Below are 16,598 nucleotides of genomic sequence, written 5' to 3'. Positions count from 1 at the left end.
ATGATGAGCCTTCCCTTTACCCGCTGGCCGGATGAGTTAGCCACGCGCTACCGCGAAAAAGGTTACTGGCTGGATGTGCCGATGACCGACATACTGAACCGCCATGCGCAAAGTGAAGCGGTGGCAGTGATTGATGACCACCGCACGTTTACCTATCAGCAACTGCACCAGGCTTCTGACAATCTGGCAAACAGGTTGCAGGCGCAGGGCATTCAGCGTGGCGAAACCGCGCTGGTACAACTCGGCAATGTGGCGGAGTTTTACATTACCTTCTTTGCGTTGCTCAAAATCGGCGTCGCGCCGGTAAATGCGCTGTTCAGCCACCAGCGCAGTGAGCTCAATGCCTATGCCATGCAGATCAAACCGGCATTGCTGATTGTTGACCGGGCGCATGCACTCTTTGCTACCGATGTGTTCTGGCAGGATTTCATCACGGCGCATGCATCGGTGCGCGTATCGCTATTTCTCAACGACAGCGGTGATAAGTCGTTGGCGGCGGCGATCCAGAGCCCGGCAGATAATTTTATCGCCACGCCGACACCTGCCGATGAAGTGGCTTTCTTTCAGCTTTCTGGCGGCAGTACCGGCACGCCGAAGCTCATTCCACGAACCCACAATGACTATTACTACAGTATTCGTCGCAGCAATGAAATCTGCGGGATTACGCACGAAACCCGTTACCTCAACGCGCTGCCCGCCGCCCACAACTATGCAATGAGTTCCCCGGGATCGCTGGGGGTGCTGCTGGCGGGCGGTCGCGTGGTGCTGGCAAATGATCCCAGCGCTACGCTCTGTTTCCCGCTGATTGCACAGCATCGCATCAATGTCACATCGCTGGTGCCGCCCGCGGTCAGCCTGTGGCTACAGGCGATTGCCGACGGGGCAGACAAGCGGCAATTGTCCTCGCTTACGCTGTTGCAGGTGGGTGGGGCGCGCTTGTCTGCTACCCTGGCGGCACGTATTCCCGAGGAAATTGGCTGCCAGTTACAGCAGGTCTTTGGCATGGCGGAGGGGCTGGTGAACTACACAGCCCTGGATGATACGCCGGAGCGTATTTTCAATACCCAGGGCCGCCCGATGTGTCCGGATGATGAAGTCTGGGTGGCGGATGAAAACGGTTATCCGCTGCCGTGTGGCCAGGTGGGGCGCCTGATGACGCGCGGGCCGTATACCTTTCGGGGCTACTTCAACAGCCCTGAACATAATGCCAGCGCCTTTGATAGCAATGGCTTCTACTGCTCCGGCGATCTGATTTCCATTGATGAAGCGGGTTACATCACCGTGCAGGGGCGAGAAAAAGATCAGATCAACCGGGGGGGCGAGAAGATCGCCGCCGAAGAGATAGAAAATTTACTGCTCCGCCATGACGCCGTGATCCAGGCCGCCCTCGTGAGCATGGAAGACAGTCTGTTGGGGGAAAAGAGCTGCGCATTTCTGGTGGTGAAAAAAACGGTACGGGCGGTGGAGATCCGCCGTTTCCTGCGCGAACAGGGCGTGGCGGATTTTAAATTGCCGGACCGCGTCGAATGCCTGGAGGCGCTGCCGCTCACCCCGGTTGGCAAAGTGGATAAGAAACAATTACGCCAGTGGCTGGCAGAGCGCGCCCCGGCGTAACGAGGAGAAAAGATGGCAATTCCCAAACTGACCGGCTACGCACTGCCGAGTGCAAATGATATCCCGGATAACAAAGTACAATGGGCATTTGAACCCGATCGCGCCGCCCTGCTGATCCACGATATGCAGGAGTATTTCCTCCATTTCTGGGGCGAAAACTGCCCGATGATGGAAAAGGTGGTGGCCAATATTGCCGCGCTGCGCCAGTTCTGTAAGCAGCACCATATTCCGGTTTATTACACGGCACAGCCAAAAGATCAGAGCGATGACGATCGCGCCCTGCTCAACGACATGTGGGGACCCGGTCTGACCCGCTCGCCTGAACAGCAGCAAATTGTAGCGGCATTGGCCCCGGATGAAGCGGATACGGTGCTGGTGAAGTGGCGTTACAGCGCCTTCCACCGTTCGCCGCTGGAACAGATGCTCAAAGAGACGGGCCGCAACCAGCTTATCATCACGGGCGTGTACGCCCATATCGGTTGCATGACGACCGCTACTGATGCCTTTATGCGCGATATCAAGCCTTTTATGGTGGCCGATGCGCTGGCGGATTTCAGCCGGGAAGAGCATCTGATGTCACTGAAATACGTGGCGGGTCGTTCGGGGCGTGTGGTGATGACCGAAGCGCTGTTGCCGGTGCCCGCCAGCAAAGCGGCGCTGCGCGCACTGATTTTGCCGCTGCTGGATGAGTCCGACGAGCCTTACGATGATGAAAACCTGATTGATTATGGGCTGGATTCCGTTCGCATGATGGCGCTGGCAGCGCGCTGGCGTAAAGTGCATGGCGATATCGATTTTGTCATGCTGGCAAAGAATCCGACCATCGATGCCTGGTGGACGCTGCTGTCCCGCGAGGCCAACTGATGGACTTTTCAGGAAAGACTGTCTGGGTAACCGGCGCCGGAAAGGGTATCGGATATGCCACCGCGCTGGCGTTTGCTGACGCGGGTGCACAGGTAACGGGGTTTGACCAGGCTTTTGACGGTGAACACTACCCTTTTACCACCGAGATTCTGGACATTGCCGATGCAGAGCAGGTCTCACGGGTCTGCTCTCGTGTGCTGGCGCAGAATACGCGACTGGATGTGCTGGTCAACGCGGCGGGTATTTTGCGCATGGGGGCAACGGATGCGCTTTCGCAGGAAGACTGGCAGCAGACGTTTGCCGTCAACGTCGGCGGGGCGTTTAATCTGTTTCAGGCCACCATGGCCCAGTTTCGCCAGCAGCAGGGCGGGGCGATTGTCACCGTCGCTTCTGATGCGGCGCATACCCCACGCATCGGCATGAGTGCCTACGGTGCGTCGAAAGCGGCGCTGAAAAGTCTGGCGCTGACGGTAGGGCTGGAACTGGCCGCCAGCGGCGTGCGGGCGAATCTGGTGTCGCCTGGCTCCACCGATACCGATATGCAGCGGACTCTGTGGACCAGCAGCGATGCGGAACAAAAGCGCATTGCCGGCTTTGGCGAGCAGTTCAAGCTTGGCATTCCGCTGGGAAAGATTGCCCGCCCGGAAGAGGTAGCCAGTACCATTCTGTTCCTGGCGTCTGACTATGCCAGCCACATCACATTGCAGGATATCGTGGTGGATGGCGGCTCGACCCTGGGGGCATAAATGATCTGGAAGCGCCGTTTAACGCTTGATGAACTCAATGCCACCAGCGCCCGTACGCTGGTCGACCATTTAGGGATTATCTACACCCGCCTGAGTGATGATGTGCTGGAAGCTGAAATGCCGGTTGATATCCGCACGCATCAACCCTTTGGCCTGCTGCACGGCGGTGCGTCAGCCGCGCTGGCGGAAACGCTTGGCTCAATGGCGGGCTATATGATGACGGTAGATGGCCAGTGCGTGGTGGGAACGGAACTCAACGCCACGCACCACCGGGCGGTGTCGCAGGGCAAGGTGCGCGCCGTTTGCCAGCCGCTACACCTGGGCAGGCAGAACCAGAGCTGGGAAATTGTGGTGTTCGATGAGCAGGGGCGGCGCTGCTGCACCTGTCGGCTGAGTACCATGGTGTTGGGATAACAGGATGTATCCCTCCCCCGGCAAAGGGGAGGGATACAGGATTACAGCATGGAAACGATCCGCTTGAGTAGACGGATCCTCGGTTCAATCGAAGCTTTATCCAGCCACTCCGCCGGGCTGTGGAAGCCCGCGCCAATCGGCCCTAAACCATCAAGCGTCGGGATACCAAGCGCCGCCGTGTGGTTGGCATCGCTGCCGCCGCCGACGGCCTGCCAGGTAATGGCAATCCCTTCCGCTTTCCCTGCGGCTTCAACCTGCTGCATTAAGTGTTGTGTCGCCTCGCTTGCCGCCATTGCCGGTTTATGGGTGACGGGGATTAAGGTGGTGGTAACGCCGTCGGCAAAGCCCTGCTTGCACATGACTTCCAGCGCACGATTAATCCGGTCATATTCATCGTTTTCCCAGAAACGTACGTCCAGTTCAGCTACGGCGCAGTCGGCAACCACGTTGGCCGCGCTGCCACCATTCACCACGCCGACATTCAGCGTGGTGCCGCGATCCCGGTCGGTCAACGCATTGATGGCGATAATACTTTGTGCCAGCGCGGTAATCGCCGAACGCCCTTTTTCCGGATCGTTGCCCGCATGAGCGGCCACGCCGCTGAAGGTAAGGTGGTAACCCGCCATCCCTTTACGCGCTTTGACCAGTGAGCCGTCCGCGCGCGCTGCTTCGCACACCAGCACGCAGCGCGAACGTTTTGCCAGCTCGCCAATCCATTCATGGGACCAGACCGAGCCGGTCTCTTCGTCCGGATTCATCGCCACTGCAATGGAAAGACGTGCCTTATCGGCGGCTTCAAGTTGGCGCATGGCCCACAAAATATTCAGAAGACCGCTCTTCATATCGGAGACGCCGGGGCCGTAAAAACGGGTTTCGTCTTCCGAGAGCGGGCGCTTCGCGACGGTGCCGGGTGGGAAAACCGTATCCAGATGGCCAACGAGCAGGACGTCGAACTGTTCGGCTTCGGGTTTGTTACAGACAAACAGGCCGGGGCCGACTTTATCGCCCAGATCGACCTGTGCGGTATGCCCCCCCTCGTTTTGCCACAGGGTTTGCATTATTCCCGCCACGGTGGCGACCCCTTCCAGCGTCTGGGTGCCGCAGTCGACGTTTACCAGTGATTTCAGTTCTTCGGTGTAATGGTCAAGATTCATGGTCACATCCTGTTCAGAGAATAATGCGCATCAGCAGCATGGCTAAAAAGGCGTTCACAACGGAGAGGGCGATCATCAGGGGAATGCGTTTAGCGCGTGTGCCAATAACGCCAAGGATGCGCCCAAGATATTGCACCTGTGAACCCATCAGATAGATGGCAGGGGCGAGGATGGCCAGATGCTCGCCGGTGAGGAGGCCTTTATCAAACAGACCAATGGCCACGCCGATACCGCCGCCCATCGACATCCAGCCGCCAATCAGCACCGCAGCCGCCTCACCCGGCAGACCAAACAGCCCCATCAGCGGGGCGAAAATCATGCCCAGCCCTTTCAGGGCGCCGGTTATCTCCAGCGCTTTAATAATAATAAAGGCCATCACCACATTCGGCAGCGTGCTGCTGGTGGCAATCGCCCAGCCTTTACGGGCACCTTCAACAAAAACGTCGGTGATAACGGGGTTAGATTGTGGGGCGCTCATCAGGCATCTCCTTTTGCCGACAGGGTTACAGGGGTGTTTTTCGCGGTGAATCTCAGTATCAGGCGCAGTATGTTCGCGCCGACGATTTTCATGATGAACATGACGGCGATGCAGGCGCCGATGGAGGTGGGTACGGCTGCGGTGCCATCCACCGCCAGAAGGGTGAAAAGAATGGCGCCAGAGGAGAAGAAGTTAGTGATCATCGCCCCGGCGGAGAACTGAAACATGGCGAAGACATCTTTTTCCGTCTCGTTGATTAACCCTTCGTCAGAGAGATTGCGCGTAAGCGATGCACCAACGTCGGTACTTTGCAGGCTGCCAATCATCGCCAGTCCGGTCGTGCCGGGAAGGCCCAGCAGGGGGCGCAGTAACGGCGTCAGAAGTTGGCGCGCGGCGCGAAGCGCGCCGTAATGTTCCAGCACATTAATCATGCCCAGCGCAAACATCACCGCCGGAATCAATCCCAGCGCGAAGAGGAAGCCATCCATCGCGCCGCTGCCACCTTTGCCGCGAAAGGCGCTGCTGGCGGTGGTCAGCGTACCGTTATCAAGACTGGCGCTACTGACCACTTTGCCGAAGGCACCGTTGAGCGTGGTGAAATCAAACACCCCATACCACTCTTTCCCACCCAACAGGCCTGAGAAGAAAACAGCAGCAAATGCCAGCGCAAACCAGGCGGCTGGCCCGACCTTATTTTCCTTTAATGGTGAACTCATTTCCTTTTCCTTGTTAAAACGCGAATACGCAAGGGTATTCTGGCGGGGCGATCGGCAAAAAAAATGATGCACATCATTCCTGACGGGAGACGCAGGACGAAAAAGGCAAAACTGTGATGCAAAAAGGATGAGGCGCATGGGTTGTTACATGACGAAAGTGATCGGCTTAACACTGTGGAGTAAATGTCTGGTTTGACCACACATTTTTGTGTTTCTAAGTTGTTAAAATCGAGGTGATGTTATAGAAACAAAATGTAACATCTCCCTCTTTCGCACACGGATAATCGCTATGAATAACTCAGGGAAATACCTTATTTGGGCATTACTCTCCGTTGTCGGTGCGTTTGCTCTGGGCTACATCGCGCTTAACCGCGGTGAGCAGATCAACGCGCTATGGATTGTGGTCGCGGCAGTGTGTATCTATCTCATTGCCTACCGTTTTTATGGTTTATACATTGCTAAAAACGTGCTGGCCGTCGATCCTGGCCGTATAACGCCCGCCGTGAAATACAACGACGGACTGGATTACGTGCCGACGGATAAAAAAGTGCTGTTCGGTCACCATTTTGCGGCGATTGCCGGAGCAGGGCCGCTGGTGGGGCCGGTGCTGGCGGCACAGATGGGCTATCTGCCGGGTATGATCTGGATCCTCGCTGGGGTCGTTCTCGCCGGGGCGGTACAGGACTTTATGGTGCTGTTCGTCTCTACCCGTCGTGATGGGCGTTCACTGGGTGAACTGGTCAAAGAGGAGATGGGGCCAACGGCTGGAGTTATCGCGCTGGTGGCGACCTTTATGATCATGGTGATCATTCTGGCGGTACTGGCGATGATCGTGGTGAAAGCGTTGACCCACAGCCCGTGGGGAACTTACACCGTTGCCTTTACTATCCCGCTGGCGATTTTCATGGGGATTTATATTCGCTACCTGCGTCCGGGGCGCATTGGCGAAGTCTCCGTTATCGGCCTGTTTTTCCTGATTTTCGCGATTATCTCCGGCGGATGGGTGGCGGAAAGCCCGACCTGGGCGCCATTCTTTGATTTCACCGGCGTACAGTTAACCTGGATGCTGGTGGGCTATGGCTTTGTGGCGGCGGTGTTGCCGGTCTGGCTGCTGCTGGCCCCGCGCGACTACCTCTCTACCTTCCTGAAAATCGGCACCATCATTGGTCTGGCGATCGGCATTCTGATTATGCGCCCGACGCTGACGATGCCTGCGCTGACCAAGTTTGTGGATGGCACCGGGCCGGTCTGGACGGGTAACCTGTTCCCGTTCCTGTTTATCACTATCGCCTGTGGCGCGGTGTCGGGTTTCCATGCGCTTATCTCTTCCGGTACCACGCCGAAGATGCTGGCAAATGAAGGCCAGGCCTGCTTTATCGGTTACGGCGGCATGCTGATGGAGTCGTTCGTGGCCATTATGGCGCTGGTGTCGGCCTGTATCATCGATCCGGGCGTTTATTTTGCGATGAACAGCCCGATGGCGGTGCTGGCGCCTGCCGGCACCACCGATGTGGTTGCGTCCGCAGCTCAGGTTGTCAGCGGCTGGGGCTTTAGCATCACCCCGGACACGTTAAAACAGATCGCTACAGAAGTGGGTGAGCAGTCGATTATCTCCCGAGCGGGCGGTGCACCAACGCTGGCGGTGGGGATGGCGTATATCCTGCACGGCGCGCTGGGCGGCATGATGGATGTGTCGTTCTGGTATCACTTCGCCATTTTGTTTGAAGCACTGTTTATTCTGACAGCGGTGGATGCAGGTACGCGTGCGGCGCGCTTTATGTTGCAGGACCTGCTGGGGGTCATTTCCCCGAACCTGAAACGTACCGACTCGTTACCTGCAAACCTGATGGCTACAGCGCTTTGCGTACTCGCCTGGGGCTATTTCCTCCATCAGGGGGTGGTCGATCCGTTGGGCGGTATCAACACCCTGTGGCCGCTGTTCGGTATTGCTAACCAGATGCTGGCGGGAATGGCGCTGATGCTCTGCGCGGTCGTACTCTTCAAGATGAAGCGTCAGCGCTACGCATGGGTGGCTCTGTTACCCACGGCATGGCTGCTGATTTGTACCCTGACCGCAGGCTGGCAGAAAGCGTTCAGCCCGGACAACAAAGTCGGTTTCCTGGCGATTGCCAATAAGTTCCAGGCGATGATCGACAGTGGTAAGATCCCGGCACAGTACACCCAGTCCCAGCTTTCCCAACTGGTGTTTAACAACCGTCTGGATGCCGGGCTGACCATTTTCTTTATGGTCGTGGTGGTGGTGCTAGCGTTTTACTCGGTGAAAACGGCGATGGCATCACTGAAAATCGACAAGCCAACGTCACAAGAGCGTCCGTATGAGCCCATGCCATCAAACCTTGATGAGATTGTGACTCAGGCAAAAAGCGCACATTAACCTTTGCCCTCACTCCGGCCCTCTCCCACAGGGAGAGGGTGTCAATGTTCCCTCTCCCTGTGGGAGAGGGTTAGGGTGAGGGGTAACGAGAGATGAAATATGTTCGACACCCTTTCTAAAGCAGGCAAATACTTAGGCCAGGCCGCCAAAATGATGATTGGCGTGCCGGACTATGACAACTACGTTGAGCATATGCGTATCACTCATCCTGATCAGACGCCGATGACCTATGAAGAGTTTTTCCGCGAACGTCAGGAGGCGCGCTACGGCGGTAAAGGCGGGGCGAAGTGCTGTTAGCCCTCGCCGGGCAGACCGTGCTTATTTGTTCCTGCTTACTGTCATAACGGCCCGTTCGGCAAGAGGCGCTTTATATCGCGCAACCTCTGCCGGGTGGCAGAGGTATACCTGATCCTCAGGCGTTAAGGCCACCATCAACATCAATTCCGGTTCCGGTGATGTGTTTTGCCGCCGGACTTGCCAGGAAAGTCACCGCATCGGCGATATCTTCTGCCTTACCGTAATGTCCAAGCGCAATCAACTGACGCTGGGTTTCCGCGCCTTCACCATCTGCCGGGTTCATGTCGCTGTCGGTGGGACCAGGATGCACCAGATTGACGGTAATACCGCGTGGGCCAAGATCGCGCGCCAGCCCGCGGGTTAAGGAGTTAAGGGCAGATTTGGTCATTGCATAGACCGCAATCCCTTGCAACGGGACATGGTTGGCAAGGCAACTGCCAATGTTGATAATGCGCCCGCCGTCCGGCAGATAGGCAAGCGCCGCCTGGGTTGCGATGACCACGCCGCGAACATTCACATTGATTAACGCATCAATGTCTTCATCGGACATCGCTTCCAGCGGCCCACCCCGGGCGATACCCGCATTATTGACCAGAATATCCAGACCGCCCAGTTGTTCGACCGAGGATGCGACTGCGGCACGAATGGCCTGCGGGCTGGCGCTGTCGGCCTGAATAGCCACGCCGTTACGGCCCAGGGCGCGGATTTCATCGGCCACGGCCTGCGCTTTTTCGACTGACTTTTCAAAGGTTATCGCCACGTCGGCCCCTGCGCGGGCTAATGACAGGGCGATAGCTTTACCTAAACCACGACTTGCGCCCGTAACCAGCGCGCGTTTACCAGCAAGTGAAGATGACATGGTGACTCCTGAATTAATTATGTGTCGATTGATACATAATTAAAGTAAACGCACTTCCCACGAGTCGTCAATGATATTAATATACCGATCAGCACAAAATGTTGGAGGCCACCATGAGCCGGGGAAGACCACGCGAGTTTGACCGTACCGAAGCATTGAACCAGGCGATGAAAATCTTCTGGCAGAAGGGCTATACCGCCACGTCAATGAATGATTTGTACGAGGCGATGGGCATAAAATCCCCCAGCCTGTATGCGGCGTTCGGCAGCAAAGAAGATTTATACGAAGAGGTGCTGCTGCACTACGAGCAGTCCGTCGCACCCAGGATTTGGGGACATATGACCAGCGAGCCGTCTCCACGCGAGGCGGTGTGGCTGTGGCTGGAGCGTTCTGCGGATATGCTGACGCAAACGGATATGCCGCACGGCTGTATGGTCACACTTTCAGCGGTAGGCAGTGAAGGCAACGACCGGCTCGGACAACTGGTTCGCCGCATGCGCGCCGCAGGTTTCTCGCTGTTAAAAACGCGGCTTGAGCAGGCGCAAAAACAGGGCGACCTGCCCGGTTCAGTGGATGTCGAAGCACTGACGCGGCTCTATGTCAGTATTCAGCAAGGGATGTCAATTCAGGCCCGCGATGGCGCGAGCCGTGAAATTTTGCTGAGTATTGCCCGCTCAGCCATGGCTTTATGGCCTGCCTGACTTAGCGGGTAAAATGCTCGACCTTTTCGAACGCTGCGCGCAGCGTGGTCGGGCTTAGTTCGCCTGGGAGATAGTGAATGGACTCCACCGGGCGCAAGGTGTGGGCAATCACACGGTCCAGCTCGGCATGGTTGTTGATGTCCACATCAAGCGCCGCCAGCGTGGTGGGCAGATTAAAGCGCTGGTACGCATTGACCAGTTGCGCCAGCACGTCATCCTGACCGAGCAGGGCGCTTTGCACCAGAATGCCGTAGGCCACTTTCGTCCCATGGAGGAATTTCTCCGTTTGCGGCAACACCGTCAGACCGTTATGCACCGCGTGTGCTGCGGCAACGCGGGTATAGCGCTCGCCGAGACCGCCCACCATGCCGCCACCGGCGATAATCGCATCCACCACGTCACGAAACGTCTGCGTGACTTCGCCACGCGCCTGATCCGCCAGCGCCTCTTCGCTGCTGGCGAGCAGGACATCGCGAATCGCCTGCGCGTTGTTAATTCCCAGACGTACCGTCAGCGGCAGGTTTTCCGGTTCGGGCGCCAGTACGACCGCTTCATACCATTTCGCCAGCGTATCGCCGATCCCCGCCAGCAGGTATTGCGCAGGAGCATTAAGAATGATCTGCGGCTCGACCAGCACCAGGAAATTGGCATCGTCAAAAATTTCAAAATGCAGCGCCTGACCAGCGTCGTTGTACCAGACGGAGAGCGGTGTCCAGGCCGCGCAGGTCGCTGCAATGGTCGGAATGGCAACGACAGGCAAAGCTAAACGACGCGCCACCGCTTTGGCTGTATCCAGAAGGGCGCCGCCGCCCACGCCAATCACCACCGCACGATCATCGCCCGCCAGTTCGGCCAGCTCTGCCACGTCGCGCTCGCTGCAATGGCCTTTGAACAACAGATGCTTCGCGCCAGGTGCGTTAAAGCCCTCCGGCAGGAACGGGCGAGCCCCTTCAATGGCGCGTTCGCCGTAAATCCACACCGCACGGGAAAGTTGCTCTGCCGTATAAAAATCATGGAGATGCGTAAGGCTTCCTGCGTGAGAGAAATAGTTAGCCGGGCCAGTGACGACGCGAATATTAGTGTTGCTCATGGGTTGTGTCCTTGTGTGCTATCGCTAACCCGATGTTATGTCTGGACATCCGGATGGCTAATATTATTTTGCTTTATCTTATGCCTTTTCTGTCGTTGCCAGTCAAGGCGGCCTGTGAAAAATTCGTCAAATAAACTTATTTATCAGGAACTCGCGTCGGATGAGTACTCACCACCTCGAAATGCGCACTATCAGCCTCGCGTTTGGCGGATTTAGCGCATTGTCGCATGTCGATTTCACTCTGCGTGGCGGTTCCGTGCATGCGCTTACGGGCGCTAACGGTGCAGGAAAATCGACCCTGATGGCGGTATTGTGCGGCACTCATGATCATTACGAGGGCGAAATTGTCATTAATCGTCAGCCCGTTGCCATCCGCACCCCGCGTGACGCCAAACAGCTAGGCATTCACCTGGTACAGCAGGAAGTGGACGTGGCGCTGATCCCCGGCTTATCGATTGCGGAAAATATCATGCTCGACAGACTGGCGGAAACGGGGCACGCCTGGCGCTGGGGTGAAATGCGCAAGCTCGCCCAGGACGCGCTGGCACAACTGGACGTGTCGCTGGATGTGCGCCGTTCTATCGATACCTGTACGCTGGCGGAGAAACAGCAAATTCTGCTGGCGCGCGCGTTGTCGCATCACTGCCGCTTTTTGATCCTCGATGAACCCACCGCTCCCCTCGATCAACACGAGAGCGAACGCCTGTTTACCGTGGTGCGACGCCTGCAACAACAGGGTATCGGCGTGGTGTTTATCTCTCACCGTATTCATGAGCTGAAAGCGATATGTGACACCCTGACCGTGTTGCGTGACGGTAAGTTAATTGAGTCTGGCCCGATGGCGGAACTCAGCGGCGAGCAAATCGTCGAGAAGATGCTCGGCCATGAACTGAGCGACATCTACCCGCCTAAGCGCCCGCCGCACAGCGATGAGGTTCTGTTGAGCATCGATGGCCTGCATGACGAGCAATTGCTAAAAGACATCTCTCTGCGCCTGCGCAAAGGGGAAATTCTGGGCATCGCCGGTCTTGCCGGGGCGGGAAAAACCGAACTGTGCAAGGCGCTGTTTGGCGCGAGCAAAAGTAAAGCGACACGCGGCGAACTTAACAACCAGCCGTGGCGACCCCGTGATCCGGCGGATTCCGTGATTCGCGGGCTGGCGCTGGTGCCGGAAGAGCGGCGCAAAGAGGGCATCTTCATTGAAGAGCCTATCGCCATGAATCTGTCGGTCAGCGCGGACAACTCGTTCTCTCGCTGGAGCCTGTTCGGTCATCGCAAGGCCTGGCGCTGGGCGCAGGAGGTGATTGCCCGCGTCGGCGTGCGCACAACCGGGCCGGGGCAAACCTTGCGTCGTCTTTCCGGCGGTAACCAGCAGAAAGTGGCGATTGGCAAATGGCTGCGCGGTAACGCCAACGTGGTGATTTTTGACGAGCCGACCAAAGGGGTCGACGTGAAAGCCAAAACCGATCTGTTCCAGTTGATTGACGGGCTGGCGCGGGAAGGGAAAGGCGTGATTTATGCCTCCGGGGAGTTTTCCGAACTGGTAGGCCTGTGCGACCGCATTTGTGTGCTCTGGGACGGGCGCATTGTCGCAGAAGTGAAGGGCGAGGAGGCCCGCGAAGAGACGTTACTTTATTTTTCCACCGGAGGAACGGCAGCGTGAGCAAAGCCCTTTCAGTTAAGGCTGCGGTGTCATCCCGTCAGCAGTTTTTCGATTTTCTTTATAAATGGGGCATGCTGCTGACGGTCGTCGCGCTGGTGGTCATCTTTGGTCTGGCATCGGATAACTTCCTCGACCCGTTCAACATCATCAACATTTTACGTTCCATCGCCATCGTTACGGTGATTGGGGTTGGCGTATCCATTTCGCTGACCATTGGCGGTTTTGATCTCTCCGTCGGGTCAACCGCTTCACTGGCGAACGCGCTGGTCATTTCACTGTTTGTCTGGCATGGCTTTGGCACCACCGAAGCGATTCTGGTGACACTGGCGCTGTGTACGCTGGTGGGACTGTTTAACGCTTTCCTGATTGTGGTGTTGCGTATTCCGGACATGCTGGCGACCCTCGGCAGCCTGTTTGTGATTCAGGGGGTGGCGATGACCTACAGCTACGGCGGCTCGATCACCGAAAACATGGTGTTGCCGAGCGGTGATATGGCCGAAGGAACCATCCCTGCCGCCTTCAGCCTGCTGGGCCAGGTGCCGACCATCGTCATCATCATGCTGGTGGTCACGGTCGTGGCACAGCTTGGTTTGTCGCTGACTACCCATGGTCGCCGTATGTACGCCATTGGCGGTAACCCGGAAGCGGCGCGCTTATCCGGTATTCGTACCACTCGCTACAAAGTGGCGGCCTATGTCATTGCTTCTTTGTTGGCAGGGTTAGGTGGCATTTTGCTGGCCTCGCGCATCGGCTCTTCGCAGGTGAACGCGGGCGGCGGCTACCTCATGGATGCGGTCGCGGCGGCGTGGATTGGTTTCTCGCTGGCGGGTTCCGGTAAGCCGAATGCGCTCGGTACGCTGGTGGGGGCAGTGATTCTCGGCGTGCTCTCCAACGGACTGGTGATGCTCTCCGTTCCGTATTACGCCATGGACATTATTAAGGGGCTGGTGCTGGCCGGTGCCCTTGCGTTGACTTACTTCCAGCGTCGTTAATTATTCAGGGGATAACAGATGAAAAAGATAGCACTCTCTTTACTGACGCTGGGATTACTGAGCGCGCTGCCGGGTTATGCGGCTACGCCTGCACCGGTTCCGGACGCCATTGCTAATCACAGTGGTCCGATTCGCATCGCGCTAATTCGTAACCTCGGATCTGATGACAACACCACCCAGTTTGTTTCCGGCGCGTTGCAGGAAGGCAAAAAACTCGGGTTTAAAATCAGTACCTTCCTGAGTAATGGCGATGACGCTAAGTTTCAGGATTTTGTGAACCAGGCTATTACCCAAAAATATGATGGCATTATCCTTTCTCAGGGGCGTGACCCGTACTCGACTGCGCTGATTAAAAAAGCGGTCGATGCCGGGATCAAAGTGTCGGTGTTCGATACCGCCGTGAACGGTGAAATTCCGGGCGTAACCGTTACCCAGCAGGATGACGCCTCCCTGACCAAACTCTCCTTTGGCGCACTGGCAAAAGATTTCAACGGCAAAGCCAACATTATCAAACTGTGGGTTGCCGGTTTCCCGCCGATGGAGCGTCGCCAGGCGGCTTATACTGAGCTGCTGAAAGAGTATCCGGGCATTAAAGAGCTGGAGTCCATCGGTGCGGTCTCTTCCGACGTGCAGGGCGATACCGCCAACAAAGTGGGCGCAGTGCTGGCGAAATACCCGAAAGGGCAGATTGATGCTATCTGGGGCACCTGGGATGCCTTTAGCCAGGGGGCTTACAAAGCGCTGAAAGAGAACGGTCGTACGGAGATCAAACTCTATAGCATCGACGTGTCTAACCAGGATTTGCAACTGATGCGCGAGTCCAACAGCCCATGGAAAGTGAGCGTGGCGGTGGATCCGAAGCTGATTGGCGCGACTAACGTGCGTCTGGTTGCCAACAAGATTGCTGGCGAACAGACACCTGCGACCTACGACTTTAAAGCAGCTGCCATTCCGCAGGCGTTGCTGGCGGCCCAGCCGGGTGCGGTGAACGTGGCGTCACTGGCGAAAATCATCCCAGGCTGGGGCCAGACCGAAGATTTTATCGCCCCGTGGTTCGCGACGCTGGAAGCTAAAAATAAGTAACGGATGCTTTTCTCACTCTCCCCAGGTGGGAGGGCGGCTCGCTTTTTTCCCTCTCCTCTGGGGAGGTGCGAACACGTTTTTCTCCCTCTCCTTTGGGAAGGTGCAAACACGTTTTCTCCCTCTCCCTGTGGGAGAGGGTCGGGGTGAGGGCAACACACCGCACCCCTGCTTAAAAAGGAACATCCATGGCAACTGAACTTCCACGCCCGGAATACAGTCGCAATATGCGGCTGATTGGTCATAGCGACCAGGGCGGACGCCCGGACGGCGTCCAACTGATGGTGCACCGTGGCTTTGCGTACATCGGCCATATGGTCTCCCAGGGCTTCTCCATCGTCGACGTGCGTGACCCCAAAAACCCTAAACCCGCAGGTTATGTTCCGGCGCCTCCCGGTACCTGGAACGTGCATTTGCAGGCGCATGACGACCTCCTGCTGGTGATCAACGCCCGCGACCTCTTCGCTGATGCCCGCTTTGCTGATGAAAAAGTCTATTACACCCGCCCGGTGGGTGAGACGGTCAGTGACGTGCTGGATAAAGGCTGGAGCGCCGGGCTGCGCATTTTTGATATCTCCGTACCGGACAAACCGCGTGAAATCAGCTTCCTGTCACTGAGCGGCATCGGCATTCACCGCATCTGGTATGTCGGTGGCCGCTGGGCCTATGTCTCCGCGCTGATTGACGGTTTTACCGATTACATTTTCCTGACTATCGATCTGGCCGATCCCCGTAATCCTGAAGTGGCGGGGCGCTGGTGGCTGCCGGGGATGAACCAGGCGGCTGGCGAAACGCCGGACTGGGAAGCGGGGAAACGGTATGCGCTGCACCACGCGATTATTGCGGGCGATACCGCCTATGGCAGCTGGCGCGATGGTGGTTTAACTCTGCTGGATGTGAAAGACCGCACCCAACCGAAGCTGATTAGCCACCGTAACTGGAGCCCGCCGTTTGGCGGCGGCACCCATACCGCACTGCCGTTGCCGGATCGTGACCTGCTGGTGGTGCTGGATGAAGCGGTGCTGGATAACCAGGAAGACGGTGAGAAGCTGATTTGGCTGTTTGATATTCGCGAGCCGTCAAACCCGGTCAGTATTGCCACTTTCCCGCAGCCGGATGAGATTGACTACGTGGCGAAAGGGGCGCACTTCGGGCCGCATAACCTGCACGAAAACCGTCCGGGGAGCTTTATCAGCTCGACGCTGATTTTTGCCACTTATCAGAACGCCGGTGTGCGTGCCTATGATATTTCCAATCCGTATCGTCCGGTGGAAACCGGCGCGCTGGTGCCTGCCGCACCGGCGAAAATGATGGATACGCGCCCGGGCCGCCCCCAGGTGATTCAGTCCTGCGATGTGTTTGTGGATGCGCAGGGGATTATTTACAGCACGGATTACAACGGCGGGTTGTCGGTGATTGAGTATCTGGGGTGAAGCCACCCTCGCCCTGGCTCTCTCCCAGAGGGTGGAGGAATCCCCGGTCATATTACGTTTTACAGCGATAACACTGCGTAATGAGAATGAAACAGTGACAGC

At 57.1% G+C, this 16,598-nt stretch carries 16 protein-coding genes; 11 read left to right on the top strand and 5 right to left on the bottom strand.

Translation table 11 applies throughout. The features are described 5' to 3' along the window. The first annotated feature begins 3 nt into the window (after positions 1-3). The 4 genes from L2097_RS12455 to entH are packed head-to-tail and all read left to right on the top strand — an operon-like array spanning position 4 to position 3,638. Positions 4-1,614, top strand: coding sequence for a (2,3-dihydroxybenzoyl)adenylate synthase (locus L2097_RS12455; RefSeq protein WP_250353165.1), 1,611 nt, complete (start codon positions 4-6; stop codon positions 1,612-1,614). A 12-nt stretch (positions 1,615-1,626) separates the two neighbouring features. Next, positions 1,627-2,478 (top strand): isochorismatase, encoded by an 852-nt coding sequence (locus tag L2097_RS12450; RefSeq protein WP_250352910.1) that lies wholly within the window; start codon positions 1,627-1,629, stop codon positions 2,476-2,478. Continuing rightward, a complete protein-coding gene (gene entA, locus L2097_RS12445) occupies positions 2,478-3,224 on the top strand; it encodes a 2,3-dihydro-2,3-dihydroxybenzoate dehydrogenase EntA (RefSeq protein ID WP_250352909.1) in 747 nt (248 codons plus the stop codon). Before L2097_RS12450 ends, entA begins: the two co-directional genes overlap by 1 nt. Next, positions 3,225-3,638, top strand: a complete 414-nt coding sequence (entH, locus tag L2097_RS12440) for a proofreading thioesterase EntH (protein WP_250352908.1) — start codon at positions 3,225-3,227, stop codon at positions 3,636-3,638. A gap of 41 nt (positions 3,639-3,679) precedes the next feature. On the opposite strand, the gene L2097_RS12435 is transcribed toward entH, so the two are convergent. Genes L2097_RS12435 through L2097_RS12425 form a run of 3 tightly spaced genes read right to left on the bottom strand, consistent with a single transcriptional unit; the run spans position 3,680 to position 5,986 of the window. Beyond that, complete coding sequence (locus L2097_RS12435; protein ID WP_250352907.1) at positions 3,680-4,792, bottom strand: M20 family metallopeptidase; 1,113 nt, start codon at positions 4,790-4,792, stop codon at positions 3,680-3,682. 13 nt (positions 4,793-4,805) lie between these two features. Next, a complete protein-coding gene (locus L2097_RS12430) occupies positions 4,806-5,270 on the bottom strand; it encodes a YjiG family protein (RefSeq protein WP_047371325.1) in 465 nt (154 codons plus the stop codon). Next, positions 5,270-5,986, bottom strand: coding sequence for a nucleoside recognition domain-containing protein (locus tag L2097_RS12425; RefSeq protein ID WP_047371324.1), 717 nt, complete (start codon positions 5,984-5,986; stop codon positions 5,270-5,272). The genes L2097_RS12430 and L2097_RS12425 overlap by 1 nt, the downstream gene beginning before the upstream one ends. 289 nt (positions 5,987-6,275) lie before the next feature. Between L2097_RS12425 and cstA the strand changes: the two genes are divergently transcribed. Next, positions 6,276-8,381: a pyruvate/proton symporter CstA gene (gene cstA / locus L2097_RS12420; RefSeq protein WP_047371323.1), complete on the top strand. Its 2,106-nt coding sequence runs from the start codon at positions 6,276-6,278 to the stop codon at positions 8,379-8,381. Positions 8,382-8,480: 99 nt separating this feature from the next. Beyond that, complete coding sequence (locus tag L2097_RS12415; protein WP_041852181.1) at positions 8,481-8,678, top strand: YbdD/YjiX family protein; 198 nt, start codon at positions 8,481-8,483, stop codon at positions 8,676-8,678. 115 nt (positions 8,679-8,793) lie between these two features. On the opposite strand, the gene L2097_RS12410 is transcribed toward L2097_RS12415, so the two are convergent. Beyond that, entirely contained in the window at positions 8,794-9,537 is a 744-nt protein-coding gene (locus L2097_RS12410) for an SDR family NAD(P)-dependent oxidoreductase (protein WP_250352906.1), read from the bottom strand. A 113-nt stretch (positions 9,538-9,650) separates the two neighbouring features. On the opposite strand from L2097_RS12410, the gene L2097_RS12405 reads away from it, so the two are divergent. Then, complete coding sequence (locus L2097_RS12405) at positions 9,651-10,238, top strand: TetR/AcrR family transcriptional regulator (protein ID WP_052958963.1); 588 nt, start codon at positions 9,651-9,653, stop codon at positions 10,236-10,238. A gap of 1 nt (position 10,239) precedes the next feature. Here L2097_RS12405 and L2097_RS12400 read toward each other — a convergent pair whose 3' ends face one another. Continuing rightward, the gene (locus L2097_RS12400; protein WP_250352905.1) at positions 10,240-11,328 is read right to left on the bottom strand and encodes an oxidoreductase; all 1,089 of its coding nucleotides are present in this window, start codon (positions 11,326-11,328) and stop codon (positions 10,240-10,242) included. 160 nt (positions 11,329-11,488) lie between these two features. Between L2097_RS12400 and L2097_RS12395 the strand changes: the two genes are divergently transcribed. The 4 genes from L2097_RS12395 (at position 11,489) to L2097_RS12380 (ending at position 16,496) form a co-directional block, all read left to right on the top strand. Beyond that, the gene (locus L2097_RS12395; RefSeq protein ID WP_250352904.1) at positions 11,489-12,991 is read left to right on the top strand and encodes a sugar ABC transporter ATP-binding protein; all 1,503 of its coding nucleotides are present in this window, start codon (positions 11,489-11,491) and stop codon (positions 12,989-12,991) included. After that, positions 12,988-13,983, top strand: coding sequence for an ABC transporter permease (locus tag L2097_RS12390; protein WP_047371318.1), 996 nt, complete (start codon positions 12,988-12,990; stop codon positions 13,981-13,983). Before L2097_RS12395 ends, L2097_RS12390 begins: the two co-directional genes overlap by 4 nt. Positions 13,984-14,001: 18 nt before the next feature. Beyond that, positions 14,002-15,066: a sugar ABC transporter substrate-binding protein gene (locus tag L2097_RS12385; protein ID WP_047371317.1), complete on the top strand. Its 1,065-nt coding sequence runs from the start codon at positions 14,002-14,004 to the stop codon at positions 15,064-15,066. Between the two features lie 185 nt (positions 15,067-15,251). Further along, complete coding sequence (locus L2097_RS12380; protein ID WP_142519251.1) at positions 15,252-16,496, top strand: LVIVD repeat-containing protein; 1,245 nt, start codon at positions 15,252-15,254, stop codon at positions 16,494-16,496. The last annotated feature ends 102 nt before the right edge of the window (positions 16,497-16,598 follow it).

This window comes from Citrobacter sp. MNAZ 1397, from assembly GCF_023613995.1.
GTDB lineage: Bacteria > Pseudomonadota > Gammaproteobacteria > Enterobacterales > Enterobacteriaceae > Phytobacter > Phytobacter ursingii.
The sequence above is the reverse complement of the archived record's forward strand: the minus strand, read 5'-3'. Positions and strand labels throughout refer to the sequence as shown.

Coding starts and splice junctions, on each gene's coding strand:
- L2097_RS12455 (WP_250353165.1), top strand. CDS start 4: ATGAGCCTTCCCTTTACCCGCTGGCCGGATGAGTTAGCCACGCGCTAC.
- L2097_RS12450 (WP_250352910.1), top strand. CDS start 1,627: ATGGCAATTCCCAAACTGACCGGCTACGCACTGCCGAGTGCAAATGAT.
- entA (WP_250352909.1), top strand. CDS start 2,478: ATGGACTTTTCAGGAAAGACTGTCTGGGTAACCGGCGCCGGAAAGGGT.
- entH (WP_250352908.1), top strand. CDS start 3,225: ATGATCTGGAAGCGCCGTTTAACGCTTGATGAACTCAATGCCACCAGC.
- L2097_RS12435 (WP_250352907.1), bottom strand. CDS start 4,792: ATGAATCTTGACCATTACACCGAAGAACTGAAATCACTGGTAAACGTC.
- L2097_RS12430 (WP_047371325.1), bottom strand. CDS start 5,270: ATGAGCGCCCCACAATCTAACCCCGTTATCACCGACGTTTTTGTTGAA.
- L2097_RS12425 (WP_047371324.1), bottom strand. CDS start 5,986: ATGAGTTCACCATTAAAGGAAAATAAGGTCGGGCCAGCCGCCTGGTTT.
- cstA (WP_047371323.1), top strand. CDS start 6,276: ATGAATAACTCAGGGAAATACCTTATTTGGGCATTACTCTCCGTTGTC.
- L2097_RS12415 (WP_041852181.1), top strand. CDS start 8,481: ATGTTCGACACCCTTTCTAAAGCAGGCAAATACTTAGGCCAGGCCGCC.
- L2097_RS12410 (WP_250352906.1), bottom strand. CDS start 9,537: ATGTCATCTTCACTTGCTGGTAAACGCGCGCTGGTTACGGGCGCAAGT.
- L2097_RS12405 (WP_052958963.1), top strand. CDS start 9,651: ATGAGCCGGGGAAGACCACGCGAGTTTGACCGTACCGAAGCATTGAAC.
- L2097_RS12400 (WP_250352905.1), bottom strand. CDS start 11,328: ATGAGCAACACTAATATTCGCGTCGTCACTGGCCCGGCTAACTATTTC.
- L2097_RS12395 (WP_250352904.1), top strand. CDS start 11,489: ATGAGTACTCACCACCTCGAAATGCGCACTATCAGCCTCGCGTTTGGC.
- L2097_RS12385 (WP_047371317.1), top strand. CDS start 14,002: ATGAAAAAGATAGCACTCTCTTTACTGACGCTGGGATTACTGAGCGCG.
- L2097_RS12380 (WP_142519251.1), top strand. CDS start 15,252: ATGGCAACTGAACTTCCACGCCCGGAATACAGTCGCAATATGCGGCTG.